General features: G+C 54.2%; 29 protein-coding genes. 20 read left to right on the top strand and 9 right to left on the bottom strand.

All coding sequences use genetic code 11. The features are described 5' to 3' along the window. The first annotated feature begins 101 nt into the window (after window positions 1-101). Window positions 102-809: a YnfC family lipoprotein gene (locus ACXIZX_RS11330; RefSeq protein ID WP_179450297.1), complete on the top strand. Its 708-nt coding sequence runs from the start codon at window positions 102-104 to the stop codon at window positions 807-809. Window positions 810-841: 32 nt separating this feature from the next. Here ACXIZX_RS11330 and ACXIZX_RS11325 read toward each other — a convergent pair whose 3' ends face one another. Both ACXIZX_RS11325 and ACXIZX_RS11320 read right to left on the bottom strand, forming a co-directional pair. Then, the gene (locus ACXIZX_RS11325) at window positions 842-2053 is read right to left on the bottom strand and encodes a diguanylate phosphodiesterase (protein WP_008105386.1); all 1212 of its coding nucleotides are present in this window, start codon (window positions 2051-2053) and stop codon (window positions 842-844) included. Window positions 2054-2173: 120 nt separating this feature from the next. Then, entirely contained in the window at window positions 2174-2821 is a 648-nt protein-coding gene (locus ACXIZX_RS11320; RefSeq protein WP_179450300.1) for a S24 family peptidase, read from the bottom strand. Window positions 2822-2965: 144 nt separating this feature from the next. Between ACXIZX_RS11320 and ACXIZX_RS11315 the strand changes: the two genes are divergently transcribed. From ACXIZX_RS11315 to ACXIZX_RS11300, 4 genes are all read left to right on the top strand, one after another. Beyond that, window positions 2966-3355 carry a hypothetical protein gene (locus tag ACXIZX_RS11315; RefSeq protein WP_008105381.1) on the top strand — a complete coding sequence of 130 codons (390 nt, stop codon included), beginning with the start codon at window positions 2966-2968 and terminating at the stop codon, window positions 3353-3355. Next, window positions 3336-3665, top strand: a complete 330-nt coding sequence (locus ACXIZX_RS11310; protein ID WP_179450302.1) for a hypothetical protein — start codon at window positions 3336-3338, stop codon at window positions 3663-3665. The genes ACXIZX_RS11315 and ACXIZX_RS11310 overlap by 20 nt, the downstream gene beginning before the upstream one ends. Window positions 3666-3747: 82 nt before the next feature. Then, the gene (locus ACXIZX_RS11305) at window positions 3748-4140 is read left to right on the top strand and encodes a hypothetical protein (RefSeq protein WP_179450304.1); all 393 of its coding nucleotides are present in this window, start codon (window positions 3748-3750) and stop codon (window positions 4138-4140) included. A 156-nt stretch (window positions 4141-4296) separates the two neighbouring features. Next, window positions 4297-4563: a hypothetical protein gene (locus ACXIZX_RS11300; protein ID WP_008105375.1), complete on the top strand. Its 267-nt coding sequence runs from the start codon at window positions 4297-4299 to the stop codon at window positions 4561-4563. 20 nt (window positions 4564-4583) lie between these two features. Here the strand turns inward: ACXIZX_RS11300 and ACXIZX_RS11295 are convergent, their stop codons facing one another. After that, window positions 4584-4823, bottom strand: a complete 240-nt coding sequence (locus ACXIZX_RS11295) for a DinI-like family protein (protein WP_008105373.1) — start codon at window positions 4821-4823, stop codon at window positions 4584-4586. 63 nt (window positions 4824-4886) lie between these two features. On the opposite strand from ACXIZX_RS11295, the gene iraP reads away from it, so the two are divergent. Beyond that, window positions 4887-5180, top strand: coding sequence for an anti-adapter protein IraP (gene iraP, locus ACXIZX_RS11290; protein ID WP_061717593.1), 294 nt, complete (start codon window positions 4887-4889; stop codon window positions 5178-5180). A 195-nt stretch (window positions 5181-5375) separates the two neighbouring features. On the opposite strand, the gene ACXIZX_RS11285 is transcribed toward iraP, so the two are convergent. The 3 genes from ACXIZX_RS11285 to ACXIZX_RS11275 form a co-directional block, all read right to left on the bottom strand. Beyond that, window positions 5376-5699 carry a DUF6388 family protein gene (locus tag ACXIZX_RS11285; protein ID WP_179450306.1) on the bottom strand — a complete coding sequence of 108 codons (324 nt, stop codon included), beginning with the start codon at window positions 5697-5699 and terminating at the stop codon, window positions 5376-5378. Between the two features lie 154 nt (window positions 5700-5853). Then, entirely contained in the window at window positions 5854-7146 is a 1293-nt protein-coding gene (locus ACXIZX_RS11280) for an ABC transporter substrate-binding protein (RefSeq protein ID WP_479404180.1), read from the bottom strand. 8 nt (window positions 7147-7154) lie between these two features. Next, window positions 7155-8699, bottom strand: a complete 1545-nt coding sequence (locus ACXIZX_RS11275; RefSeq protein WP_479404179.1) for a methyl-accepting chemotaxis protein — start codon at window positions 8697-8699, stop codon at window positions 7155-7157. 195 nt (window positions 8700-8894) lie between these two features. On the opposite strand from ACXIZX_RS11275, the gene yedD reads away from it, so the two are divergent. Beyond that, window positions 8895-9368: a lipoprotein YedD gene (gene yedD, locus ACXIZX_RS11270; protein ID WP_479404178.1), complete on the top strand. Its 474-nt coding sequence runs from the start codon at window positions 8895-8897 to the stop codon at window positions 9366-9368. A 132-nt stretch (window positions 9369-9500) separates the two neighbouring features. Here yedD and fliT read toward each other — a convergent pair whose 3' ends face one another. From fliT to fliD, 3 genes are read right to left on the bottom strand one after another with little or no spacing between them, the layout of a single operon-like run. Continuing rightward, entirely contained in the window at window positions 9501-9854 is a 354-nt protein-coding gene (gene fliT, locus ACXIZX_RS11265; RefSeq protein WP_008105357.1) for a flagella biosynthesis regulatory protein FliT, read from the bottom strand. Then, the gene (fliS, locus tag ACXIZX_RS11260) at window positions 9854-10261 is read right to left on the bottom strand and encodes a flagellar export chaperone FliS (RefSeq protein WP_479404177.1); all 408 of its coding nucleotides are present in this window, start codon (window positions 10259-10261) and stop codon (window positions 9854-9856) included. The genes fliT and fliS overlap by 1 nt, the downstream gene beginning before the upstream one ends. Before the next feature lie 12 nt (window positions 10262-10273). Beyond that, complete coding sequence (fliD, locus tag ACXIZX_RS11255) at window positions 10274-11698, bottom strand: flagellar filament capping protein FliD (RefSeq protein ID WP_479404176.1); 1425 nt, start codon at window positions 11696-11698, stop codon at window positions 10274-10276. Window positions 11699-12036: 338 nt separating this feature from the next. On the opposite strand from fliD, the gene ACXIZX_RS11250 reads away from it, so the two are divergent. From ACXIZX_RS11250 to ACXIZX_RS11190, 13 genes are all read left to right on the top strand, one after another. Then, a complete protein-coding gene (locus ACXIZX_RS11250; RefSeq protein ID WP_479404175.1) occupies window positions 12037-13809 on the top strand; it encodes a FliC/FljB family flagellin in 1773 nt (590 codons plus the stop codon). 282 nt (window positions 13810-14091) lie between these two features. Next, on the top strand, window positions 14092-14682 hold the full coding sequence (uhpA, locus tag ACXIZX_RS11245) for a response regulator transcription factor UhpA (RefSeq protein ID WP_479404174.1): 591 nt from the start codon (window positions 14092-14094) through the stop codon (window positions 14680-14682). Beyond that, the gene (uhpB, locus tag ACXIZX_RS11240) at window positions 14682-16178 is read left to right on the top strand and encodes a signal transduction histidine-protein kinase/phosphatase UhpB (RefSeq protein ID WP_479404173.1); all 1497 of its coding nucleotides are present in this window, start codon (window positions 14682-14684) and stop codon (window positions 16176-16178) included. The genes uhpA and uhpB overlap by 1 nt, the downstream gene beginning before the upstream one ends. Before the next feature lie 10 nt (window positions 16179-16188). Then, window positions 16189-17517: an MFS transporter family glucose-6-phosphate receptor UhpC gene (gene uhpC / locus ACXIZX_RS11235; RefSeq protein WP_479404875.1), complete on the top strand. Its 1329-nt coding sequence runs from the start codon at window positions 16189-16191 to the stop codon at window positions 17515-17517. A 137-nt stretch (window positions 17518-17654) separates the two neighbouring features. Further along, on the top strand, window positions 17655-19046 hold the full coding sequence (gene uhpT, locus ACXIZX_RS11230) for a hexose-6-phosphate:phosphate antiporter (RefSeq protein WP_277967159.1): 1392 nt from the start codon (window positions 17655-17657) through the stop codon (window positions 19044-19046). Between the two features lie 271 nt (window positions 19047-19317). After that, window positions 19318-20286, top strand: coding sequence for an HNH endonuclease signature motif containing protein (locus ACXIZX_RS11225; protein WP_179450322.1), 969 nt, complete (start codon window positions 19318-19320; stop codon window positions 20284-20286). A 143-nt stretch (window positions 20287-20429) separates the two neighbouring features. After that, window positions 20430-21152 (top strand): RNA polymerase sigma factor FliA, encoded by a 723-nt coding sequence (locus tag ACXIZX_RS11220; RefSeq protein WP_007891379.1) that lies wholly within the window; start codon window positions 20430-20432, stop codon window positions 21150-21152. A 51-nt stretch (window positions 21153-21203) separates the two neighbouring features. Further along, window positions 21204-21707, top strand: coding sequence for a flagella biosynthesis regulatory protein FliZ (gene fliZ / locus ACXIZX_RS11215; RefSeq protein ID WP_007891377.1), 504 nt, complete (start codon window positions 21204-21206; stop codon window positions 21705-21707). 131 nt (window positions 21708-21838) lie between these two features. Continuing rightward, entirely contained in the window at window positions 21839-22825 is a 987-nt protein-coding gene (locus ACXIZX_RS11210) for a D-cysteine desulfhydrase (RefSeq protein WP_479404172.1), read from the top strand. A 107-nt stretch (window positions 22826-22932) separates the two neighbouring features. Next, the gene (gene tcyJ, locus ACXIZX_RS11205) at window positions 22933-23733 is read left to right on the top strand and encodes a cystine ABC transporter substrate-binding protein (RefSeq protein ID WP_036648575.1); all 801 of its coding nucleotides are present in this window, start codon (window positions 22933-22935) and stop codon (window positions 23731-23733) included. Beyond that, on the top strand, window positions 23733-24401 hold the full coding sequence (gene tcyL / locus ACXIZX_RS11200) for a cystine ABC transporter permease (protein WP_008105335.1): 669 nt from the start codon (window positions 23733-23735) through the stop codon (window positions 24399-24401). The genes tcyJ and tcyL overlap by 1 nt, the downstream gene beginning before the upstream one ends. Then, window positions 24398-25150 (top strand): L-cystine ABC transporter ATP-binding protein TcyN, encoded by a 753-nt coding sequence (gene tcyN / locus ACXIZX_RS11195; RefSeq protein ID WP_008105333.1) that lies wholly within the window; start codon window positions 24398-24400, stop codon window positions 25148-25150. Before tcyL ends, tcyN begins: the two co-directional genes overlap by 4 nt. Before the next feature lie 357 nt (window positions 25151-25507). Beyond that, window positions 25508-26596, top strand: coding sequence for an acyltransferase family protein (locus ACXIZX_RS11190; RefSeq protein WP_154189943.1), 1089 nt, complete (start codon window positions 25508-25510; stop codon window positions 26594-26596). Window positions 26597-26870: the final 274 nt, after the last annotated feature.

Below are 26870 nucleotides of genomic sequence, written 5' to 3'. Positions count from 1 at the left end.
AGTTCAGCGCGGTGATGGTTTTATCTCAGGCGGGAAGGTTGCTGCATCACAGTGAATACACCGCCCAACGCGCTGCCTTATTTTGAGAAGAGGATTCTCACGTGAAGAAAACCCTGCTGTTTTTAATCGCCATCGTTCTGCTTGCAGGATGTGACAAGGATGAAGCGACGTATTACCCGCAAATGAAAAACTTTGCCTATCTGTATCAATTCGAAGCGCTGCCTGGAAAAGTCAAAAATACCCATCAAACGCTGTTTACCGCCGACGGTCAGCAAATCTTCGAAGTGAACGTCGATTTCGACCGCAACGGCTGTCCAACGCATGTTAAGTCGGTGGGCAAAGAGGGCGAAGTGATTGAGGTTGCGCGCGACGGCGACGCATTAAAAGGCAGCGAAAACGGTCAGGACGTGGTGGTGACGCTGGATAAAAACTGCGCCATGGTGAAGAAAGTCACGCCGAGCATGACGGTAGATATTGCCTACAACAAACAGGGTTTGGTGGAGCAGATCTCATCGCCTGCTTCCGATGCAGCGTTTCACCTCGCCTATAACAGCGCGGGTGAAATGGCGGTATTGAGTATTACTCAGGCCGGAACGGAAGTGTCGCGTGCTACAGCAGTGCGGGCAGAAGATAAGAAAAAGATTTCTGACGTGGTCACCACGGTGAAGCGTAATGACCAAATTAAAACCGTCAGCAATGTCTGCAAATATAAAAACGCTGTTCCTTATTATTGCGACATTATTACCACCGACGCGGCGGGCGAGGTGGTTGATAAGCAGTATGGCAATATCGAGGTTACGTATTATTAGTTGCAGGGTCGCCATTTATGGCGACCGCCACACTATTTAATCTCAGGCCACGCCACCGCCGGGAATCCATTCAACAGCGGATGCGCAAACAGGAAACCCTGGAACTGGCTAATGCCCGCCGCTTCCAGCCACATCCACTCTTCGGCTTGTTCCACACCTTCGGCAATCACCGCGATTTCCAGCGATGCGCAGCATTTAATGATGGCGTGCATGATCGCCTGCTTCGGGCCGCTTTTATGCACATCGCGGATAATCTCGCGATCGATTTTGATTTTGTCCGGCTGGAATTTCGATAACAGCGACAAGCCAGCAAAACCGGCACCAAAATCGTCCAGCGCCAGGCTGATACCCGCCGCTTTCAACTTTCTCACTTCGGCAGCAAATTCATCTGAGCGCGAAATGATCTCATTTTCGGTCACTTCGACGATCACCTGCTGCGGCACCAGCCCGCTGGCTTTGATCTCGGCCAGCAGGAAATCCACCGCGTTTGGCACCGTCACCAGCGACATCGGTAGCAGGTTGATCGACAGGCGATGCTCGCCAATCCCCAGTTTGCTCGCCACGTTAAACGCCAGGCGTTTCGACTGAATATCCGCGTGATAAATCGCCTCACCACCAAACGCAGAGAAATACTCTTCCGGCGAGCCGCCGTTCGGCGTACGAATCAGCGCTTCAAGTGAGGTCACGCGGCGTGCGAAGGGATCGATGATCGGCTGAAAGGCAAAGCGGCAATCCTGCACGCTCTGATCAAGGTCATCCAGCTCATTCAGCCATTCATCGTCGGGAATAAATTCCCAGGTGCTGGCGGGTGGGATCTCAAAGTAGTTCTCTTTGTCGCGCGCCACCACGAAAGTACGCAAAAACTGCAGCGCACGATCTTTGTAGGTGAGCTGATAACGCGAGGTGCCTTTATCCAGTACCGCTTGCAGCACAGTGTCTTTGTCATGCTCGCGCAGATCGAACAGCTCCATGCCGACTTTGCCAAAACGGCGTTCTGGCGCGAAGTCGTGCATTAACTCCACCAGATTGTGGTGGCGTGCGTCCTGACAAATACGCTGATAGATGCCTTGCACCGCGTCGCGCGGGCCTTCCAGCAGTTGGAAGAAGTGCAGGCCGTCGAACAGCAGGATGCCGGTGACATCCGAGTTTTTGTTTTTGCGATTGGCTTTAGCAACCATATCTTCGAGCGTTTTAATCGGCACGTGGTCGTGCAGATGGCTGCGATAAAGGATGGTGGTGAGCATGGCGATTGTCCGGCTAAATTATTATTTTGCGGCTAGATTAACAGGCTTACAGCGGGGTCTGTCCATAGCTTCCCGCGCTCAGCCTAAACTTTTTTTAAAATAATGGCTTAAGCGAAGCGGCTAGCCGCCTCGGTAACGCCTCAACTCCATTAACGTGCCGATGATTTGCAGAGAAATTTCCTCAGAATGCAGCTGAGGAAAATCATCATTGAGCGCGCGCAATGTGAAGATTTTCTCATCCTGCTGCTGCGTTTGCAGACGATAAATTCGCACCAGCGCCACGCCATCGACCAGCGCCAAAACCACATCGCCAGGCTGTGGCTGAACGTCTGGATCAAAGATCACACTGTCTCCGGGCCGGTAATCGGGCTGCATCGCATGGTCTTCCACCGTGACCGCCAGCGCGCCATCGCCCAATTGACTTTCACTGTAGAGAAAGCGTGTTGCCTGCTGTTTCAGTAACAACCGCTGCTCGCCCAACCACATTGACGCTTGCGCCAGGCTAATCAATGGAACCGCCATAACCGGCGCGGCTTTGGCGTGGGTGGCAAACACTTCGCCGTCCCCATCAATAATCCACGCCGCTGTGCATTGCAGCCACTCCGCCAGCCGCAGTAAGTTCTCGCCGCGCGGAACGGTTTCCTCTTTTTCCCATTGCGATACAGCCACATGCGATACACCGATGCTCTTCGCCAGCGCCTGCTGCGTTAACTGTAGTGCTTTACGTCGTGCCCGGATGCGCTCACCGGAAGATTCTTTTTTCATCATCTTGACATCTCCTGAAGGAACGACTTAAGTATACTTAAATTCATAAGTTAAAGTAAACTTAAATTCAGGCGTTGACCGCGAAGCTGGCAAGGGTGGTCAGCGTGCTTATGGGGCACAACCCTTGCCAGGGGTGAGAGGTAAAGCATGGAAAGTAGTTTAGTCACCAGCGTAGGTGCGTTGCTTCTCGGCGGCGGCGCAGCAGCTGTGTTCTGGAAACCGTTAATGGCGGGTATCGCCGCTATCGTCACCAGCAATCGTGCCGGCGGGGAGATCATCACCAGCTACAAAGAACAGGTGATGCTGCTCAAAGAAGGTCATGCCTTGATGCGTCAGGAAAACGATGAGTTACGCGTCCGACATGACAAAAACCTGCGGCGAATCTCTTCGCTGGAAACCGATCTGCGGCTGATCAAAAACGCCCTGAGTATTTTACTGGCGACCACCGAAACCGAACATAGCGATAAGTTTCGCAGCCAAGTGAATCAACTGATTACCACTCTGGAGGAGAGTCGTGATGATGCAGATAAACAGTGAGTACGTAGTGAAAAACCATCGACGCCAACTGTTCTTCGGCGGCTTTCTGCTGATGCTGTCGCTGATGTGCGTGGCGATGACGGTGTTGTTTTTGTTTGTGAGTAACAGCGCCAATCAGCGCGTTGAAGAGATTCGACAGCAATATCGAACGATCTCAGAACGACGTGAAGCGCGCGTGGCGGAACTCACCAGCCAGTTGGTGGCGCTGCAGAACAAACTCGATGGGATAGCGAAGCACCCAATCAGCAATCCGGCTGATAAGGGGAAACCGGCTGAAGGAGATAAATCGCCACCTCAACCCAAGCGTTAAGGAGGTCAGCATGCGAATTACCACGTGGATTGCAGCCACTCTTACCCGACTGCGGTCTTTATTCAGTAAGAAGGAGAGCATTATGAGCGATCAAACTGTTATCAATCCAACCACTACCATCGCATCGTCACCTGCGGAAGATTTCGCCAACGAAGTGGCTACGCCAGTCGCAGTCGCAGCGGTACCTGAAGCGGCACCGGCTGTTACATCTGAGGCGATAACACCAGCGCTTGTGGAGGTTGCGCCCGTTGCTGCAGCCGAGGTTGCGCCGCCCAGCGTACCGGAAGCCGCTGCTCCCATTGCAGCCGAAGCGCCGCCAGCCGCCGCAGCGGCGCAGAGCCATGACGCCAGTCAGGCATTCTCAGAAGGCGTGAAGGATTTCGGACGCGCGTTTAACTTTGTCGAGCAGGGCGTGATCAAACTGGGTGATGCCGCGAAGGATGAGCTGATTGAGCTGGCGAGGAAATATCTGTAGTGCCTGACGACGCACCATTGGGGACCGGGATGTCCCCTGTTTACTCACAGGTTTTAGTCACTTCCGATTATTCCTAAGGCAGCTTCGATATTTTGCACTACCTTTAATCATTCAAGCGTTATTTAAATCGTCTTATTAAGCGAAAAGGAAGATAGCATGAGTGATACAGAAACTGTAAAAACCAAAACTGACTACCTGCGTGATGTCACCTCCCAGCTTAAAGAGATGCGCCACTACGCGCAGACCAACACTGAGACGCTGTCTGCCCACTGGCTGGCTTTTGATGCGGGTGAGTATAAAGACACAGAATATGCGGGACGCTTCGATACCTTGCTGAATAAACAGGGCAAGCTGCTGGATGACATTGATGAGGCGATTCAGGATCTGGAAATCGCCATCAACCATGCTGAGCAGGAAAGCTAAGCGTTCAACGCACTGGTGGCCTAATCGGCCACCAGCCACATTTCTGCCTCATCGAACATCTCTTCTACAATCCGCGCAACCGTCGCTTTATCGTTCTTACTCAAATCGGTATCTATCGCGTTACGTTCCATTGGTTTGACGCGCACCTCAATATCGGGAAAGACGCGCTGTACACGCTTTTCCAACTCCTGCAAAATCATCTCACGTGCACCCGGTAATCCGGCCACGTTACGCTTATCGTAAATCAACTCCACAAACATCAGGGTCGTTCCATTCATTGGATCGGGTGCGATATAGTACTGTAAATAAAAACAGGGGTAAATATGCGCCAACTGGTTATCGATATCTTATTGAAAATGGCAAAAATGGATGTGGAAGCAAAGGAGTTGGTGGCGCAGGTTGAGGCGCAGTCATTATTGATTGCGGCGCTGCTGATTCAGGCGAAAGAGAACAACTCGTTGACCATTTCCGATACGGTGCAGGAGGCGATTGTGACCGCTTCACGCGCATCGCAGGAATTTCTACAGTCGGATGTGGATCTGCTGCTTACCCACGTCAATCGTCTGCTGGCGGTGGCAAGTTATATCGAAGTGAAAGGGATCGAGCGAGAAGGGTAGAAAAAATATGACCTCTGGAAGTGGAAATCCAGCAACACTTCCAGAGGCGGTGCAACAGCACCATTCGTTCAAGGACAATCTACGACTTACGTCGTGATGAGTAAGTTATACAAGTTCGATCGACTTGTACAACTTTTTCCTGAACAATTTGTGTGGTTGGAGATGTATCTTTGATGCATTTTCAATGCGTTGCACTTAAAGCTCGTTCTTGATGCAGAACTCTTCCCACGTCATTCCTAACGCTTCCGCGTGAGATTTCAGATACTTTTCAATGGCATCGGCAGCGACGGCTTTGTCGGGTTCTGCCAGCTGAATGGAAAACAGCATGCCGTCCAGCTTCTTTTGACGTAAAAACGCGGCATAAATACGTTCAGCATGCCAGGCCCGTAACTGCGCTAATGACAAATTCGCCTGGCGTGCATCGCTTTCGGTCAGTTCATCCAATGCGGATTGTAAATCGGGGTGGGCGGCGAAAAACATCGTGCGTGCCTGAGCGTAATACTCTTCTGGGGTTTTCATTCGGTGTTCCTGCATATCAACTTGCGCGCTAGTGTAACGCGCGCAAGCTGTGTTGTCAGGATTCAGCTGTTGGATCGATATTCGTGGCAACCAGGTGCGCATTAATGCGCACCCTACAGGTTTCGTAGGGTCGCCATTTATGGCGACCACAACATCAATGCAACTGCTGATAAATCCGCGCGACGTCTTGCTGATTCTTCGCCAGCGTTTCATCCAGCGTCAATTTGCCGCTCAGCATATCCGCCAGATTCTGCCCGACGGCGTTACCCATCTGATCAAATCCAGGAATGCTCACGTACTGCACGCCCTGATAAGGCACCGGATTGAGCGTGGGCTGCTCGACGGTAGCGGAATCAATCGCCGCACGTACCTGCGCGGCATAGGGCGCCAGACGCTGATAGCTCGCCTGCTGATAAGTGGAGTTGCGGCTGCCCGGCGGCACCGCGCCCCAGCCGACGGTATCGGCCACTTGCTGGATGTACTGTTTGGATGTCGCCCAGCTAATAAAAGCTATCGCCTCCTCGCGATTCGGCGTGTTGGCCGGTACCGCCAGCGCCCACGACCATAACCAGTTCGAACCATTACGCGTGATGCCGCCCGGCGCAGGCGCAAAGGCCAGCTTATCGGCGACTAATGAGATCTGCGGATTAACCAGCAAACCGGCTGCTACCGTGCTGTCGATCCACATCGCGCACTTGCCTTGCGCGGTCAGGCGCAGAATCTGGCCGAAACTGTTTTTCACCGTATCCGGCGGGCCATCCTGCTTCACCACCTGCAGATAATCACCCAACGCTTCACGCCACTCCGGCGAATTGAGCGTGGGCTGCCAGTTTTCATCGAACCACTGCGCGCCATAAGCATTCGCCATGGTGGTCATGAACGCCACGTTATCGCCCCAGCCAGGCTGGCCGCGCAGGCACAGGCCGTAAATCCCTTTTTGCGCATCGGTGAGTTTGGCGGCGAAGTTTTTGATGTCGGTCCAGTCGGGATTATCGGGCATGGTTAACCCTTTCTGCGCAAACAGATCTTTGCGGTAGTAGGTCATGCTGCTTTCACCGTAGAACGGCAGGGCGTAGAGCGTTTGCTGGAACGATAGGGCTTTGCGCACCGGCGCGATGAGATCATCGCTGTCGTAATCGGCAGGCAGCTTATTCAGCGGCGCCAGCCAGCCTTTTTCGCCCCACAGCGGCGCTTCATAGGTGCCGACGGTGATGACATCGAACTGCGCCTGGCCGCTGTTCATCGCCGACAGCACCGCCTGACGCAGTGCGCCATCATCCATCACATGCCATTGCAGTTTGACGTCCGGATGCTCCTGTTCGTAGCGCGTGGCGAGCTGCTGCATGATGGTCATATCGCCGTTGGCGATGGTGGCGATATTCAGCGTGGTCGCAGCGTGGCTCAGCAGCGGCGTGGCAAGTAACATCGCGAGAAGTTTACGCATCATGTCGCTCCTTAGCGCTGTTGCAGGCGGAAGAAGGCCATCTTCTCCACCAGCAATCCGGCATGTTCGCTGACGGTCTGGCTGGCGGCGCTGGCTTCCTGCACCAGCGAGGCGTTTTGCTGCGTCGCGCCATCCATCTGAATTACTGCGGTGTTGACCTGTTCAATGCCACTGGATTGCTGGCGGCTAGCCACGGCGATTTCACCGACAATATCCACCACGCGCGCCACGCCCAGATTGATGTCATTGAGCATCGCGCCAGAACGCTGCACCAGCGCGCTGCCGGCTTCCACTTTACCGACGCTGGCATCAATCAACGCTTTGATCTCGTGCGCGGCCCCGGCGGATCGCTGTGCCAACTGGCGCACTTCGGACGCCACCACGGCAAAGCCGCGTCCCTGTTCGCCTGCGCGTGCCGCTTCTACAGCCGCGTTGAGCGCCAGCAGGTTAGTCTGGAAGGCGATCTCATCAATCACCCGGTTGATATCGGCGATGCGTTTGCTGGAGGATTCGATCTCCTCCATCGCACTGACCGCATCACGCAATACGCTGCTGCCGCGTTCGGCCTGATGACGCACATCGGTGGCCAGTTCGTTGGCCTGCGCGGCGTTATCGGCGTTGTGTTTCACCGTGGCGGTCATCTGCTCCATGCTGGCAGCGGTTTGCTCCAGCGAGCTGGCCTGCGAATGGGTGCGTTCAGAGAGATCGTCATTGCCGTCGGCCATCTGACGCGCCGCATCACTCAGCGCGCTGGCGCTTTCGCCCACTTCACGCACGATCTCCGCCAGACGCACATCCATGCGCAATAGCGACTGCATCAGTTCGCCCATCTCATCGCGCGAAACGCTGCCAATATCATGATTCAGTTCACCGGCTGCAATCGATTCGGCCAGTTCGCGTGCCTGACCAATTGAACGGTTGATTGAGCGGATCAACAGCCAGCCGAAAACCAGCGCCACGCTCAGCCCGGCCAGCAAAATGATAATCAGGCTGTTACGCGCCAACTGATAATCGCTATTGCTTTGCTGATAGGTGAGTTCCGCATGCTGACGCATCAGCGCATCAAGTTGATCGATATCCTGTTGGAGCAGCTGACTGCCGCTGCGCAGACGGGTTTCAATCACCACCAGCGCGCCGGATGGGTTGCCGCCCTTCAGCAATTCACCGGCATCTTTCAGCGCGCTTTGCCAGCCGTCGAGATGGGTGATGAATTGCTGGCTGAGCGGTTTGGTTTGCGCATCAAACGCCAGCTGCTGCCAGGTTTGACGGTCTTTGGCGATCTGCTCGCCGTAGTGCGCAATGCGCGCCAGACGTTTCTCCACTTCGCTGCTGTCGGTCCAGTAGCGCAGGGCATCGAAAAGTGTCGAGGATTGTTCCTGCACCATGCGGTACAGGCGGGACGAATATTGCAGCGGTAACAGCTCATTTTGGTAGGCGTTTTGCGCCCGTTGGTCGGCGGCGCGCAGGCCAATGATTCCCCAGATGGCCGCGACAATCAGTAAAATGCACAGCAGGCCAACAATCGATGTCAGACGCGCGCGAAGAGTCAATCGCATAACGGTGTTCTCCGTAACGAAGGTGAGTGTGTAGTCGGTAATTATTGTTTTTGCAGGCTCTTTTAACTCCAGAAGAGTTATCGGCGCAGAAGTGAACAGCTTGAGGAAAATCATGTGGCGCGCAGCAGATACCTTGCGCAACGGATGGGAAAAATTATAACGTAGCCGCCATTGATGCGAGTGTAGGAACCGAGAATGAAAAAGTGGATGATAGTGGCCGCGCTGGCGCTGAGTGGCTGTGCGCAGATCAGCAATTATGACCAGGCCGTGAAAACCCCGGCGCCGCTGGAGCTCAAAGGCAACTGGCAAACCGTGGGCCCGCAGAGCAAGCTGATCAGCAAGCAAGCGATGGGCAGCCTGATTATTGGTGCCGAAGGCGACACGCTGGATTGCCGCCAGTGGCAGCGCGTGATTGCCAAACCGGGCAAATTAACCCGTCTGGGCGATGACTGGGTCAACGTGACGCGCCAGGTGCGGGTGATGCCGCTGATGCTGGAGAACGGTGAGCTGCGTTACGATGGGTTGAGACTGCGTAAAGTGGATCGCCCAACCGTTGAGTGCCAGCAGGCGCTGGAAGAAGTGGCGAAGCGTCCGAACGAGGCTGTTATTCAGGATATCGAGCCAGAGATGATGCGCCCGGTTACGGTGTCGTCTGCATCCGCACAGTAATTCCCAGGTCGCCATAAATGGCGACCCTACATATTCTGCCCGTAGGGTCGCCATTTATGGCGACCTGAAATCGAAAAAAACGGATGAGAAGATATCTTCCCACCCGTTTTTCATTCAGTTCATCGCAACGAATCAACCCTGCGGCAAATACACACTACCTTGCTTACCATACGCACTCATCACCGATTTTTGCATCGATGACTGGCCCACCAGCTGCGTTAATTCATCCATACGCAACTGCAGCAGACGTTTTACTTCGCTCTCATTATCGAGAATATGGCGTAACACCGGACGCAACTGCTCTTGCAGCTGGCGCGACGGTGCGGCGGCTTCGGTTGATTGCGCCAGTCTTTGCACCGCACTGACATAGTCCACTTCCTTGGTAATCAAATCATCCCATTCGCCGTCTGCTGCCAAACGCAGCATTCCGTGGCTGAGGTCGAGTAACTGTTGGTAAACGGTGACAAGTGACGGTGCAATATTCATTAAACGGCGTCCTGAAGGTGTTGAGGTTGTACGACTTCTTTCCAGGCATCAGCGATATTGCGCAGAAGACCTTCAACTTCTTCGAGGGCTTCGACATCATTACGCAGATTAGCCTGAACCAGACGGCGAACCATATAGGCGTAAAGCCCTATGAGGTTGTCGGTAAGGTCATCGCCTGATTGCTCATCGAGGCCCTGCTTGAGTCCGCCCTCGATGATGTTAATGGCCTTGGAAATCGAGTTACCTTTTCCCTGGATATTGTTGTCCTGCATAAACAAACGGGCGCGGACCAGTGCGCTGATCGCACCGTCAAACAGCAAGGTAATCAGCTGCTGTTGATTGGCGCTCATCACTGAGCTCTCCACCCCGATTTTTGCATAGGCTTGTGTGCCTGTAGCGCTGTACATGGTCACTCCTTACTATTTAGAACTGCTGCTCGAGGTCATGCTGTCGAACTGCTGTGTCAGGTAATCGCTGGTGCTGTTCAGCGAGCTCATGGTGACGTCGAGTTGCGTGAACTGCGTTTTATAACGCGCTATCAGGGCGTTAATACGCGTGTTCATGTTGTTGTACTGCTCAGTCAGATTATTCAGCGTCTTGCTGACACCATCTTTCGCCGACTGAATGCTGCCGGTTGATGACAGCCAACTGGTCAGGTTCGTTGCCAGTTTGGTGGTGATACCGGTGGTTTTACCGTCACCGACAATCATCTCTTTCACGCCGGCTGGATCTTTGGTCAGCTCGGTTTTCAGCTTGTCGGAATCTAACGACAGCTCACCGGTGGTCGGGTCGGTAGTAATACCGATTTGCGCCAGCGTTTTGTAGGTTGAAGAGCTAGCCGTGTTGGTCAGCAGACTCTTGATCTGGGTTTGAATGCCGCGCAGCGTGCTGTCGCCCACCAACGCACCGTTGCTGGAGTCTTGTGTATCTGAACCGACATCCACCGCGGTGTATTTGGTCAGGCTGGTGAACTGATCCAGCAGATTGTTGTAAGCATCCACAAAGTTAGAAATTGCGGTAGAGGCTTTAGACGTATCCTGCGTGATGGTTAACGTCTGATTTCCGCTGGTGACATCATTCAGATTCAGCGTAATCCCTTCCAGCGCATCACTGATGGTATTGGTGCTGCTGGTGATGGCGACGTTATTGACCGTCAACTCGGCATCTTGCGCGGCGACGCTGACGTCCAGCGGGTTGTCGGCATCGGTTTTGGTTGAATCAAAGCCGACAATGCCCTGCAGCGTGTCATCGCCAGTCACGCTAACGGAAGAAACCGCATTGGCTTCACCGGTTTTCGACGCGGTCAGCGACAGACGATAGGCTCCATCACCGGTTTTAATAATACTGGCGCTGACACCAGCGTTGGCACCGTTAATCGCGTCACGCATGCCGGTCAGTGAAGTTTGATCGCTGGTGAGCGTAATGTCTTTGCTGGTGCCGTCAGCCAGTTTGATCGATAGCGTGCGGCTGGCATCCGAGCTGCCCAGCGCGGTGGTGTTACTGGTCTGTACGCCGGAAGTCAGCGTCTGCGCCTGCGCCAGCTGGGTCACGCTGATGCTGTATTTTCCGGCGATGGTGCTGCCAGACGTGGTGGCGCTGAATGCGGTGGTGCTGCTTGCAGCACTGGTGGCGGTGAACAAATCCGCGCTATTTAATGCCGTGTTGGCTGTCTGGAAGGTCGTTAACGCGCTCGACAAGGTGCCGTAGGCGCTCAGCTTCGCGGTGTACGCCGTCTGCTGATTAGAGATAGGCGTCAATGATGCTTTCTCTGCCGTACTCAAGTTATCCAGGATAGTACTTAAATCGAGGCCTGAACCGATACCGAGGGTAGAAATTGTGGTCATGTTGTTTCCTTTCTATGTCGACACGGAGAATCAATACCGCGGGTTATCGGCTCTTTATGGGCAAAGTTTAGAATTATTTACCAGCAGGTAATAAAGCGAATAGCGTATATAGAGAAGGGTATTTCGGGGGCTAGAAAAATGATCAAGTTGGTCTAAAGAACTCTTCGGGTAGGGCGATAAAGATAAGCGTGACAGGTTGAAGGGAAAAATTTTCACCTGGTCCTAAAAAAAATCTAAAGGTTGTTTAAGGGCAGACGATAACAACATTGACGGCGCTGAAGCCGGCGGGTTGAAGCCCACACCTTAACCGAAAGACTTGATTAACAGGAATAATTATCATGGCCCAAGTCATTAATACCAACAGCCTCTCGCTGATCACTCAGAACAACATCAACAAGAACCAGTCTGCTCTGTCTACTTCTATCGAGCGTCTGTCTTCTGGTCTTCGTATTAACAGCGCTAAAGATGACGCAGCGGGCCAGGCAATTGCTAACCGCTTCCAGTCTAACATCACCGGCCTGACACAGGCTGCGCGTAACGCCAACGACGGTATCTCTGCTGCGCAGACTACTGAAGGCGCGCTGTCAGAAATCAACAACAACTTACAACGTGTTCGTGAACTGACCGTACAGTCTCAGAACGGCACCAACAGCCAGTCTGACCTGGACTCAATTCAGGACGAAATCAAATCACGTCTGGACGAAATTGACCGCGTATCTGGTCAGACTCAGTTCAACGGCGTGAACGTACTGTCTAAAGACGGCTCCCTGAAAATTCAGGTTGGCGCGAACGATGGCCAGACCATCTCTATCGACCTGAAGAAGATTGACTCTTCTACTCTGGGTCTGAACGGCTTCAACGTAAATGGTTCAGGTACTGTAACCAACAAAGCCGCAACTGTAAGTGATGTTACTCGTGCAGGTGGTACGCTGCAGGGTGATGGTTATTACGATGTTAAGACCTCTAACACGGCGCTGACTACAGCCGCAGCTTTTGATAAGCTGAATGATGGTGACGTTGTATCAACTAACGATGGCACAACCACCACCAACTATACCTACAGCTCAGCGACAGGTGGTTTCAAGACCAACGTTTCAATCTCTGGTGACCCAACAGATACGAATGCAACAGCGAATACAGCAGCTCGTAACGCATTGATTAGCAGCCTGAAAGCTGATCAAGGAAAATCTGTTAGCGGATCATGGACCACTAACAATGGCACTGTAAACTTTGACACTGACTCTGATGGTAAAATCACTATCGGTGGGGCAGCTGCTTTTGTTGATTCTGCCGGTAACCTTACAACTAACGCAGCAAATGCAACAGCAGCAACTACCGATGTTCTGGTTAATACTGCTGCCTCAGCGGCTGGAGTGGGTGGAAGCCTGAAATTTGGCGACACTACTTATACTATTGGCGCAGGTAATGCTGGTGCAGATAGTACAGCAGGTAACGCCGATGACGTACTTGGCACGATTTCTTATTCAAAATCAGTAAGTAAAGATGTGGTTCTGGCAGACACCAAAGCAACAGGCACCAATACTACCATTACTTATAACTCTGGTGTTTTAAAATCAGACGTGACCTTTGCTAACGGTACTTCTGGTGATACTTATCAAGATGCAGATGGTGCTATTACAAAGACTAAAGACTACACCATTTCTTATGCTGTAAATAAAGATACTGGCGCAGTAACTGTGGCCGATTATGCTGCTGAAAACAGCACAGGTACAGCAGTAGATGACACCAAGTACAAGCCAACTATCGGTGCAACAGTTAACTTAAGTTCAGCGGGCAAATTGACTACTGACGCAACCAGCGCTGGCACAGTAACTGCAGATCCACTGGCCGCTCTGGACTCAGCTATCAGCAGCATCGATAAGTTCCGTTCAAGCCTGGGTGCGATTCAGAACCGTCTGGATTCAGCGGTAACTAACCTGAACAACACCACCACTAACCTGTCTGAAGCACAGTCTCGTATTCAGGATGCTGACTACGCCACTGAAGTTTCAAACATGTCTAAAGCACAGATCATCCAGCAGGCGGGTAACTCAGTGTTGGCTAAAGCTAACCAGGTTCCACAGCAGGTTCTGTCTCTGCTGCAGGGCTAATCGCTCTAAGCTCCTTGCTTATCAAACCCCGCTTCGGCGGGGTTTTTTTATACCTGCATATTATGAATATGCAGGTAATTGCTCATAATTCGCCGGTAAATACTGCAAGTGATACAAGTCGGTCACCATAAATAGCGACCCAACAAAACCGCGTAGGGGCGCCATTTATGGCGACCGATACGTCATTGCACAAACCCAAACCCGCCACCTCAACCCAATCCGCTTGAAGCTTCCCCGGCTTATCGCTAAGGTAAGCGCGTTTTTTCGCCGCCAGGAAACCTCATGACCACCATCGCGCTCATTGACGATCATATGATCGTCCGTTCGGGTTTTGCCCAGCTACTCGGACTGGAGCCGGATTTTCAGGTTGTTGCCGAATGCGGTTCCGGGCGGGAAGCGCTCAATAAGCTGCCGGGGCGCGGCGTGCAGGTGTGCATCTGCGATATTTCGATGCCGGATATCTCCGGGTTGGAGCTGTTAAGCCAGCTGCCGAAAGGCATGGCGACCATCATGCTGTCGGTGCACGACAGCCCGGCGCTGGTGGAGCAGGCGCTCAATGCTGGGGCGCGTGGATTCCTCTCTAAACGATGCAGCCCCGATGAACTGATCGCGGCGGTGCATACCGTGGCCAAAGGCGGCTGCTATCTGACGCCCGATATCGCCCTGAAGCTCGCCTCTGGACGTCAGGATCGGCTCACCAAACGCGAGCGCCAGGTGGCGGAAAAACTGGCGCAAGGTTTAGCGGTGAAAGAGATCGCTGCCGAGTTAGGCCTGTCGCCGAAAACCGTTCACGTTCATCGCGCCAATTTGCTGGAAAAGCTCAACGTCAGTAACGACGTTGAACTGGCGCGCCGCATGTTTGATGGCTGGTAATGCAGCCACTCTTTTCGCGGCTGATTGCCGTTATCGCCAGTTTTTGTATCTTCTCCGCCGCGTGGTTTTGCCTGTGGAGCATCAGCCTGCATCTGGCGGATCGTCCTGAGCTGGCGGTATTGCTGTTTCCCTTTGGTCTGCGCCTTGGCTTGATGTTGCAGTGCCCACGCGCCTACTGGCCGGTGCTGCTCGGTGCCGAATGGTTGCTGCTATATTGGCTGTCGCGCGAAGTGGAACTGGCGCACTTGCCGCTGCTGATGCTGGGTAGCGTGCTGACGCTGCTGCCGGTGATGCTGATTTCCCGTTATCGTCATCAGCGCGATTGGCACACCTTGCTGTGGCAGGGTGGTGCGATGGTGTGCGCGGCGCTGCTGCAGGCATTGCCGTGGATCACTGAACCCGCAGTGCTAAATGCGGTGCTACTCACGCTGACCGGCGCACTGACCGTAGCACCAACCTGTCTGGTGATCTGGCACTACCTCACCAGCACGCGCTGGCAGCCGCTTGGCCCTTCGCTGGTCGGGCAGCCGGTTAACTGGCGCGTGCGTCATCTGTTTGGTTATGTGCTGCTGTTTATGGTCAGCTTGTGGTTGCAGCTTGGCTTGCCGGCAGAGCTGTCGCGCTTTACGCCGTTTTGTCTGGCGCTGCCGATTATTGCGCTGGCGTGGCATTACGGCTGGCAGGGCGCGCTGATCGCCACACTGATGAATGCCATTGCGTTGATCGCCAGCCAGACCTGGCACGATCATGCGGTCGATTTGCTGCTCTCCCTGCTGGCGCAAAGTCTGACCGGGCTGCTGCTGGGCGCGGGGATTCAGCGCTTACGTGAACTCAATCAGTCGCTGCAAACCGAGTTGGTGCGCAATCGTCGCCTGACGGAACGCTTGCTGGAGACTGAAGAGAGCGTAAGGCGCGAAGTGGCGCGTGAACTGCACGATGATATCGGCCAAACCATCACCGCCATTCGCACCCAAGCCGGGATCATGCAGCGCATCAGCCCGGAGAGTGGTGTGAAGCAAAGCGGCATGTTGATTGAGCAGCTGTCGCTGGGCATTTACGACTCCGTGCGCCGTTTGCTGGGTCGCTTGCGTCCGCGCCAGTTGGACGATCTTTCGCTCGAGCAGGCTATTCGCTCGCTGATGCGGGAAATGGAGCTGGAAGGGCACGGCATCATCAGCCATCTTGACTGGCAGATTGATGAAACGCGACTCAGTGAAGCGCAGCGCGTCACGCTGTTTCGCGTTTGCCAGGAAGGACTCAATAACGTGGTGAAACACGCCAGCGCCCGCGCGGTGACGCTGCAAGGCACATTGCAGGAGCAGCGGTTGCTGCTGGTGATTGAAGACGATGGCTGCGGCTTACCGGTGGGTTCTCCGCAGCAAGGTTTTGGCCTTGCCGGCATGCGCGAACGCGTGACGGCACTCGGCGGCTCGCTGGGAATCTCCTGCACCCACGGCACGCGCGTCAGCGTCACGTTACCGCTGCGCAATGGATAAGCAAAATATGCTGTTCAGATTTCTCAAAGCGCCAGCCAGCGCGCAGCCAATCGGGGATAAAGCGACCATCGATGCGCGCTATCGTTACTGGCGTCGCCATATCATGATCACCATCTGGCTCGGCTACGCGCTGTTCTATTTCACCCGTAAAAGCTTTAACGCCGCGTCGCCGGAAATTCTGGCGGCGGGCGTAATGACGCGCACGGACATCGGCCTGCTGGCGACGCTGTTTTACATCACTTATGGTCTGTCGAAGTTTTTCTCTGGCATCGTTAGCGATCGTTCCAATGCGCGCTATTTCATGGGCATTGGGCTGATAGCGACAGGCGTGGTGAATATTCTGTTTGGCTTCTCCACGTCGCTGTGGGCATTCGCAATGTTGTGGGTGTTGAATGCCTTTTTCCAGGGATGGGGATCGCCGGTCTGTGCGCGTCTGCTTACCAGCTGGTTTTCCCGCACCGAACGCGGCGGCTGGTGGGCGCTATGGAATACGGCACAGAACGTTGGCGGTGCGCTGATCCCGATGATCGTCGGGGCCGCCGCGCTGCATTATGGCTGGCGCGCCGGCATGATGATTGCCGGCGGGCTGGCAATTGTCGCCGGCATTTTCCTCTGCTGGCGCCTGCGCGATCGCCCGCAAACCGTGGGTTTACCACCGGTGGGTGACTGGCGCCACGATGCGCTGGAGATCGCCCAGCAGCAAGAGGGCGCGGGGCTGAGTCACAAAGAGATCCTCGCCAAATATGTGCTGCTCAACCCTTACATCTGGCTGCTGTCGCTGTGTTACGTGCTGGTTTACGTGGTGCGTGCCGCTATCAACGATTGGGGCAATCTCTACATGTCTGAGACGCTGGGCGTCAATCTGGTGACGGCCAACTCGGCAGTCACCATGTTTGAACTCGGTGGCTTCGGTGGCGCGTTAGTGGCGGGATGGGGATCGGATAAATTGTTCAACGGCAATCGCGGGCCGATGAACCTGATCTTTGCCGCCGGAATTTTGCTGTCAGTGGGATCGCTGTGGCTGATGCCGTTTGCCAGCTACGTGATGCAGGCTGCGTGTTTCTTTACCATCGGCTTTTTTGTCTTCGGCCCGCAGATGTTGATCGGCATGGCGGCGGCGGAGTGTTCGCACAAAGATGCGGCGGGCGCGGCGACCGGCTTTGTTGGCCTGTTTGCCTATCTGGGCGCGTCGCTCTCCGGCTGGCCGCTGGCGCGAGTGATCGATGTCTGGCACTGGAGCGGCTTTTTCGCGGTCATCGCCTGCGCGGCGGGCATTTCGGCCCTGCTGCTGTTGCCGTTCCTGCATGCTCAAACGCCGCGCCAGCGCGAGGAAGTGTGATGTATCCCTGCTTTTTGCGCTTACATCGACAAAACTAAGAAATTTTCCCGGTTGCGCCGGGCAGTTGTCTCAGGCCGAAACCGCTGCTGATTTTTACAATGCCTGCCATCACGCAGGTCATTAATCAGGAGCACTCCATGCTGGCTTTCTTAAATCAGGTGCGCAAGCCGACCCTGAATCTGTCGCTCGAAGAGCGGCGCAAGATGTGGTTTAAACCCTTTATGCAGTCCTATCTGGTGGTCTTTATCGGCTACCTGACCATGTATCTGATCCGCAAAAACTTCAACATTGCGCAGAACGACATGATCACCACCTACGGACTCAGCATGACGCAGTTGGGGATGATTGGCCTCGGCTTTTCCATCACTTACGGCGTCGGTAAAACGCTGGTTTCCTATTACGCCGATGGTAAAAACACCAAGCAGTTCCTGCCGTTTATGCTGATCCTCTCGGCCATCTGCATGCTGGGCTTCAGCGCCAGCATGGGCGCCGGTTCAGTGAGTTTGTTCCTGATGATCGCGTTTTATGCGCTGAGTGGCTTCTTCCAAAGTACCGGCGGCTCATGTAGTTACTCCACCATCACCAAGTGGACGCCGCGTCGTAAACGCGGCAGCTATCTCGGCATGTGGAATATTTCGCATAACCTCGGCGGCGCGGGTGCAGCGGGTGTGGCGCTGTTTGGTGCCAACTACCTTTTCGATGGTCATGTGGTCGGCATGTTTGTGTTCCCGTCACTGATCGCCCTGGTGGTCGGCTTTATCGGTCTGCGCTACGGCAGTGATTCACCCGAATCCTACGGTCTGGGCAAAGCCGAAGAGCTGTTTGGTGAAGAGATCAGCGAAGAGGATAAGGAAACTGAAGATCAGGCGATGACCAAATGGCAGATCTTTGTTGAGTACGTGCTGAAAAACAAAGTGATTTGGCTGCTGTGCTTCGCCAATATCTTCCTGTATGTGGTGCGTATTGGTATCGATCAGTGGTCGACGGTGTATGCCTATCAGGAGTTAAAACTCTCAAAAGAGGTGGCGATTCAGGGCTTCACGCTGTTTGAAGTCGGTGCGTTAGTCGGCACGCTGCTGTGGGGATGGTTGTCGGATCTGGCGAATGGTCGTCGTGCGCTGGTGGCATGTGTGGCGCTGGCGTTGATTATCGCCACGCTCGGCATTTATCAACATGCCAGCAATCAGTATGTCTATCTGGCGTCGCTGTTTGCTCTGGGCTTCCTGGTGTTTGGTCCGCAACTGTTAATTGGTGTTGCCGCCGTCGGCTTTGTGCCGAAAAAAGCCATTGGTGCCGCCGATGGCATCAAAGGTACCTTTGCTTACCTGATTGGCGACAGCTTTGCTAAGTTAGGCTTAGGCATGATTGCGGATGGCACGCCAATCTTTGGCTTAACCGGTTGGGCCGGGACCTTTGCCGCGCTCGATGCCGCAGCCATCGCCTGTATCGCCCTGATGGCGCTGGTGGCGGTGTTTGAAGAGCGTAAGATCCGCCGTGAGAAACGCCTGCAACGGCTTAAAGCGGCTTAGGCGCAAGAGAAGTAAATTGGTCGCCATGAATGGCGACCCTACGACGAACGCCTTTGTAGGGTCGCCATTCATGGCGACCTGGAGCAAAACCAACCCAGTGATTCCTTCTGCACTAATCCAAATCACATCCCAACAAAAACAAGGATTTTACCGACCACCACACTTCCTCAGAAAAGTAACCGTCTTGTTACAGTCCACATCAAATTTGCCGATAACTCCCCTCAGAATCATTCCAATTTTTGAACCACATTTTTCCGTTTCTGGGGTGTCTATGCGCTTCAATTATGACTTGTTACCGGGTGAGCTACTGACCTTTGAAGAGATTGCCCTGCGTTACACGCAGCAGCATCCCGACGAGAAAGAGCTCACCGCACGCGGGTTGCTGAGCCCGTCGACCAGCTTTCGCAATTTGGTGATCCGCGCGCTGTTCGCGCAGGAGGAGATTAACAGCCCGATCGAGGATCTGCTGTTTGTCTCGGACGACAACGAGCGCAAAAACTATCTGCGCCGCTTTGAGCACTACCTGAAAAGCCAGCAGGCGTTTCTCTACTTCCGTCGCAATGACGAAGCGCGCAAAGAAGGGCGCTGGAAAGTGGTGGGCGAAACACAGGTGTTTGCCATGCTCGATCCCAATTCGGCGGCGGCGCAGAATCTGCTGAACAGTCGCGGCTTTAAGCTGGTGCTGATGCGCCAGACCGAAGAGGAGGAGTATTGGCAGCTGTTCGATGCGCAGGCACATCCGTGCTTCCCGCTGTCGCGCAAAATCCAGTTTCTGGTGGTGCTGAGCACGCCGCAATACAAAGTGCCGAGCGGCGTGATGCCCGGCACCGAAGTGGGACGCCGCGTGAAAGCCAAAGTGTTGCAACGCACCAGCCAGGCGGAGTTCACTTCGGCGGTGAAAGCACGTTACGGCGCCTGCATCATCACCGGCACGCAGTTGACCGAACGTCACAGCTGGCCGTGGGTGGAAGCCTGCTACATCGACACGCAAGAGAATGAAGAGGGTTTTCTGGCGGATAACAGCGCAGATAATGGCTTATTCCTGCGCAGCGACCTGCAACGGCTGTTTATCAACAAAATGATAAGCATCAACGCGGAAACCGGTCAGGTGCTGTTTAATCCAGCGCTGGAAACTGAAGCGTTGATTACCCCTTTTTATCAGGCACTTGAGGGCAAAGTTTGCGCATTATGGGACGCGGTGCCGCCTGGCACGCGGGAAAGACTGCGTAATTTGCGCTAACGCCCGCGCGGATGGCGGTGCGATCCACCGCCATCCATAACAAATTTGAAATAACCTCGCTTTTGCCCGCCTATTCTGCCAATCAAAACCCCTACAGAATTGGATAATCATGCCGATAACTTTACTAACGCAGGGTAGTCAACGTGAACGATCTCTATACCGCCGATGGCGTGATGGATAAACATTCGCTCTGGCAGCGCTACGTTCCTCTGGTGCGGCATGAAGCGCTGCGCCTGCAGGTACGTTTGCCAGCCAGCGTTGAGCTTGACGATCTGCTGCAGGCCGGTGGCATTGGCTTATTGAATGCCGTGGAGCGCTACGATGCGCTACAGGGCACCGCCTTTACCACCTACGCCGTGCAGCGTATCCGGGGAGCAATGCTGGATGAACTGCGCAGTCGCGACTGGGCACCACGCAGCGTTCGCAGAAATGCGCGCGAAGTAGCAGGTGCCATGCATCAGGTAGAACAAGCGTTGGGGCGCTCGGCTACTGAGCAGGAAGTGGCTGAGCGACTGAATGTTTCGCTGGAGGAGTATCGGCAGATTCTGCTCGATACCAACAACAGCCAACTCTTCTCCTACGACGAGTATCGGGAAGAACACGGCGACAGTGCGGAGCTGGTGACGGAGGGGCATGAGGAAGCCAACCCGCTTCATCAGTTGTTGGAAGGAAACCTACGTGACCGCGTAATTGAAGCGATTGAGGCGTTGCCTGAACGTGAAAAACTCGTGCTCACACTGTACTACCAGGAAGAACTGAACCTGAAGGAGATTGGCGCGGTGCTGGAAGTGGGGGAATCCCGCGTCAGCCAACTGCACAGTCAGGCGATCAAACGCCTGCGTGCCCGATTATCGGGGGCGCGCTAACAGACTCAGTTCCTGGCGATCGAAAAAAACAATAAAACCGGGGACTCAGCAATGGGAGCCAAAGTTAAAGCCAGACCTTTAAGTCGCTATCTTAAAGACTATAAGCACAGCCAAAGCAATTGTTCACACTGTGGCAAAGTTTTAGATCGTATGGCGTTAGTCTTTCGCGGCCAGATCATCAATAAAGAGGCCATCGCACGCATGGACCAAATGATTGACGATCAGGTGTGGATGAAACTCCAGCCAGAATTGACCGCCTTGTGTCGTTTCTGCAGCGATATTTTTTGTAATACCCATCCGAATTACTTCGACATTATGGCGTTTAAGCAATATCTGTTTGAGCAGACGGAGATGAGCCACAGTACCATACGTGAGTATGTAGTACGTTTGCGTCGGCTTGATGACATGCTGAAGGCGAAAAATTTCCCGGCCGATCGTTTACGGGGCAATAGCTGGCATGAGTGTCTGGAGAACGATCTGCCTGATGCAGGTAATAACAATTACCGCATCGCACTGCGCAAATATGACCAGTTTTTAGGCTGGCAGCAGGGCTGATGGTGAATCCACCCTTGTTGTTGTCGAGCATGACAGCAACAAGGGCAGCACGCGGTGAATTCCGGGTGCGACTTTTCTCATCTTCTGCAACACTGTATGGATAACTGCACATTGCCCGAATGGAGGCTGCATTGTCCTTACATCTTCTGCACCAGTTCCCACGTCTTGAATTACTCGGTGCGCCTACGCCGCTTGAGCATTTGCCACGGCTTTCTGACTATCTTGGTCGCGATATCTTTATTAAGCGCGATGACTTCACGCCGGTCGCTCTCGGCGGCAACAAACTGCGTAAACTCGAATTTCTGGCTGCTGACGCACTGCGCGAAGGCGCGGATGTGCTGCTGACGGCGGGCGCGATTCAATCTAACCACGTACGTCAAACCGCAGCCGTGGCCGCCAAGCTCGGCCTGAAGTGCGTGGCGCTGCTGGAAAACCCGATTGGTACCACAGCAGAAAACTATCTCAGCAACGGCAACCGCTTGCTGCTCGACTTGATGGATGTGGAAATCGTCATGGTTGACGCGCTGCAAAATCCCACTGAACAGTTGGCCGCGCAGGCCGAACACCTCGAAGCGCAGGGATTCCGTCCGTACATTGTGCCGGTTGGCGGCTCCAATGCGCTCGGTGCGCTCGGCTACGTTGAGTGTGCGCAGGAGATTGCCCATCAAAGCGAAGGCGTGGTGGATTTCGCTGCGGTGGTGGTGGCTTCCGGCAGCGCCGGCACGCACGCTGGTTTGGCGATTGGTCTGGAGCAGCTGCTGCCAGAAACCGAGCTGGTGGGCGTCACCGTATCGCGCAAAGTCGAGGCGCAGTTGCCGGTGGTGGAGCGCATTCGTAGCGCGTTAGCCGAGCACTTGGAAGTGCAGGCCAAAGCGCCGATCACCTTGTGGGATGATTACTTCGCGCCGCGTTACGGCGAGCCGAACGAAGAGGGCATGGCGGCGGTGAAACTGCTGGCGCGGCTCGAAGGTATCATGCTCGATCCGGTGTACACCGGCAAAGCGATGGCGGGATTAATCGATGGCATTGCGCAAAATCGCTTCCGTCGTGAAGGTCCGCTGCTGTTCGTGCATACCGGTGGATCGCCGGCGTTATTTGCTTATCACCCTTCGATCTGAGACAGAACGTAAAAACGGTTTATAATCCGGCGGTTATTTAGAAGAGGTCGCCATGAATGGCGACCCTACAAAGCACACAACAACACATCACAATAAATGGGGTAAACATGATTTTCTCTCCTATTCGTCGCCAAATGGTGATGGGCATGATGGCGGTCGCGCTGGTTGCGGGCGTTAACGTTAAATCCTTCGCCGCCGAAGATTTGCTGGCAAAAGTGAAGAGTAAAGGCGAGCTGCGCGTCGGTCTGGAAGGCACTTATCCGCCGTTCAGTTTCCAGGACGAAAAAGGCCAGCTGACCGGTTTTGAAGTGGAATTCGCGCAGGAGCTGGCGAAACATCTCGGTGTGAAAGCCGATCTGCGTCCTACCAAATGGGATGGCATGCTGGCCTCGCTGGATTCCAAACGCATCGACGTGGTGATCAACCAGGTCACCATCTCGCCTGAGCGTAAGAAGAAGTATGACTTCTCCACGCCTTACACCATCTCTGGCGTGCAGGCGCTGACGCTGAAGAAAAACGCGGCCACCGTCACCAAGCCGGACGATCTGGCAGGCAAGAAAGTCGGCGTCGGCCTCGGCTCTAACTACGAGCAGTGGCTGAAAGATAACGTGCCGAAAGCCGATGTGCGTACCTATGATGATGACCCAACCAAATATCAGGATCTGCGTTCAGGCCGTTTAGATGCCATTCTGGTGGACCGCTTAGCGGCACTGGATCTGGTGAAGAAAACCGGCGACACCATGGCAGTAGCGGGCCCGGCCTTCTCGCGTCTGGAATCGGGAGTGGCGCTGCGTAAAGGCAACGACGATCTGCTGAAAGCGATCGACTCTGCCATCGCGGACATGCAGAAAGATGGTTCGCTGAGCAAACTGTCTGAGAAATGGTTCGGCGCGGACGTCACTAAATAATGCAGGAAAGCTTACAACTGGTGCTGGATTCAGCACCATTTTTACTGAAAGGCGCGCTGTTCACGCTGCAGCTGAGTATCGGCGGGATGTTCTTCGGCCTGATACTCGGCTTCGTGCTGGCGCTGATGCGTCTGTCGCACTTCTGGCCGATCAACTGGCTGGCGCGCATCTACGTGTCGATTTTCCGTGGCACGCCGCTCATCGCCCAACTGTTTATGATCTATTACGGTCTGCCGCAGTTTGGTATCGAGCTGGATCCGATTCCGTCGGCGATGATTGGTCTGTCGCTGAATACCGCCGCTTACGCTTCTGAATCATTGCGTGGCGCGATTGCCTCGATTGAACGCGGGCAGTGGGAAGCTGCTGCCAGCATCGGCATGACGCCGTGGCAAACGCTGCGTCGCGTGATCCTGCCGCAGGCCGCGCGCACCGCGCTGCCGCCGCTGGGCAACAGCTTTATCAGCCTGGTGAAAGATACCTCGCTGGCCGCCACCATTCAGGTGCCGGAGCTGTTCCGTCAGGCGCAGCTGATCACCTCACGGACGCTGGAAGTGTTCACCATGTATCTGGCGGCCTCGCTGATTTACTGGGTGATGGCGACCGTGCTGTCGGCGTTGCAAAACCGCCTTGAAGCGCATGTGAATCGACAGGATCGGGAGGGCAAATGAGTGCAATTGAAGTCCGTCAGCTGGTGAAACAGTTTCACGGCCAGACGGTGCTGCACGGCATCGATCTCGACGTGGCGCCAGGCGAAGTGGTGGCAATTATCGGGCCGAGCGGTTCCGGTAAAACCACGCTGCTGCGCAGTATCAATCTGCTGGAAGTGCCGGAAAGCGGACGTATCAAAGTCGGGGATATCGCCATTGATGCGGCGCTCGGCCTCAACAAGCAGAAGCAGCTGGTGCGCCAGTTGCGTCAGCAGGTTGGCTTTGTGTTCCAGAACTTCAATCTGTTCCCGCACCGCTCGGTGCTGGAGAACATCATTGAAGGGCCGGTGATCGTCAAGGGCGAACCGAAGGCAGAAGCCATCGCGCGGGCGCGCAGTTTGCTGGAGAAAGTGGGATTGCACGGCAAGGAAGAGAGTTTCCCGCGTCGTCTTTCCGGCGGACAGCAGCAGCGTGTGGCGATTGCGCGCGCGCTGGCGATGCGTCCGGAAGTGATTCTGTTCGATGAGCCGACGTCGGCGCTTGATCCTGAACTGGTGGGCGAGGTGCTCAACACCATTCGCGCACTGGCGCAGGAGAAACGCACCATGGTGATCGTCACCCATGAGATGAGCTTTGCGCGTGACGTCGCGGATCGCGCCATCTTTATGGATCAGGGACGCATCGTGGAGCAGGGCGCGGCAAAAGAGCTGTTCAGTAATCCGCAGCAGGCGCGTACCCGGCAATTTCTCGACAAGTTTTTGAACCAGTGATTTAAACGGCAGGTCACCATAAATGGCGACCCTACAAGACCATGCGCATCCTGCACGTTACATCGTAGGGTGCGCATTCATGCGCACCGCTTAACCGCTCATCGATATTTCTACTCAATTGCAAGACGTCCAACAAAGAAATAACCGGTTTTTACTCATTATCAGCTGGTCTTTATCTCTCGGTTTTATCCTAAAGTTAATTTTAGAATTAAATATAACGCAATGAATCTAATGATAAATTAACCTTCTCTCGCCTTAGTGATTTCGAGATTTGCCTTATTAGGAAAGTCCTGATTGAGACATCTTTGTAAATATAAATAATTCTTTACAAATTCATGGCGCAATTAGGACATAGCAATGACGACTGCCAGGAAAGAGGTCCTCTGGATCAACACGCTCAAAGGGGGCTGCATTTTGATGGTGGTGTTACATCACTCCATCATCACCACGTTCGCGCCTTCGCTGCATCATCTCACCGCTGGACTGCTGCCAGCGCACTGGTGGGTGGCGTTTAACACCTATCTATCTCCGCTGCGCATGCCGGCTTTCTTCTTTGTCTCCGGTTTGCTGGCCGCCAGCTCAATCACCAAAAAGAGCTGGAAAGAGGTGTTCACCAAGAAGTTCAGCAACATCGTCTATCTCTACCTGCTGTGGGGCGTGATTCAGTGGTTAAGCATTCACTACATCTCCACGCATCTGGGTGAACGGCTCTCCAGCACCAAAAACGCTGCCTATGCCGACACGCCGTTTGAGTTCGTAAAGCTGCTGATGACCTCAATGACCAGCCTGTGGTATCTCTACGCGCTGGCCGGATTCTTCCTGTTCACCAAGCTGTTCCACAAACAGAAGCTGGCCTTGATGGCGCTGGCGATTGTCGCCACCTACGCGGCGCAGTTCAGCCTGATTCCCGGCTGGGGACCTGCCAGCGTGGCGCAGAACTATCTCTACTTCCTGCTCGGCGTGTTCTTCAGCCAGGCGTTGATTGAGTTGAGCGAGCTGAAGCGTCAGCACTGGTTGATGCTGGGCGGCATTGCGTTGATTGGCCTGCTGCATCATGTTGGCGGCATCTACAAAAATCCGTTCTACAGCCTGCTGACTATCGTGTTTGGCATTGTGCTGTGCCGCTTCCTCAATGAACGATTCAATATGGCGTGGCTCAACTGGATTGGCCGCAACACGCTACAAATTTACGTGCTGCACCGCATCTTTATTGAGCTGCTGGGGCTGAGTGCGATCGTGCTGGCGGTGCATTATGGCTGGTTTGACAATACCGCCTTTAGCTGGGCATGGGCGCTGCTGATGCCAATTACCGGCGTTGCGTTGTGTACCAGTATTTCGCTGCTGGTATGGACGCTGCTCAACCGTGGTCCGGGCCGCATGCTATTTCTCTATCCGCGTCTGCTGCGTAAATCTGCGCTCGAAAGCAAAAGCGCGCCGCAGCAATAATTTAATCGGGCCAGTTTGCTGGCCCTGATTATGTTTGTTGGTTGGTCGCCATTAATGGCGACCCTACAAATTCCTCGCTACCACAATGCAAATATTCACGCTTATCCATTTGCCACATTAAATAATTCTTTATTTTGGATTTGAATTTAATCTGGCATAAGAAAGGGTGGATTGTTCTTAATTTCCCTGCGCGACACCGCTCACACTTATTTTACTTAATAACCTTTTAGTGACTCTAATTAAGGCAAATTTCCTTAGCCTGCTCAGGGTTCTA

This window comes from Candidatus Pantoea symbiotica, from assembly GCF_056491525.1.
The sequence above is the reverse complement of the archived record's forward strand: the minus strand, read 5'-3'. Positions and strand labels throughout refer to the sequence as shown.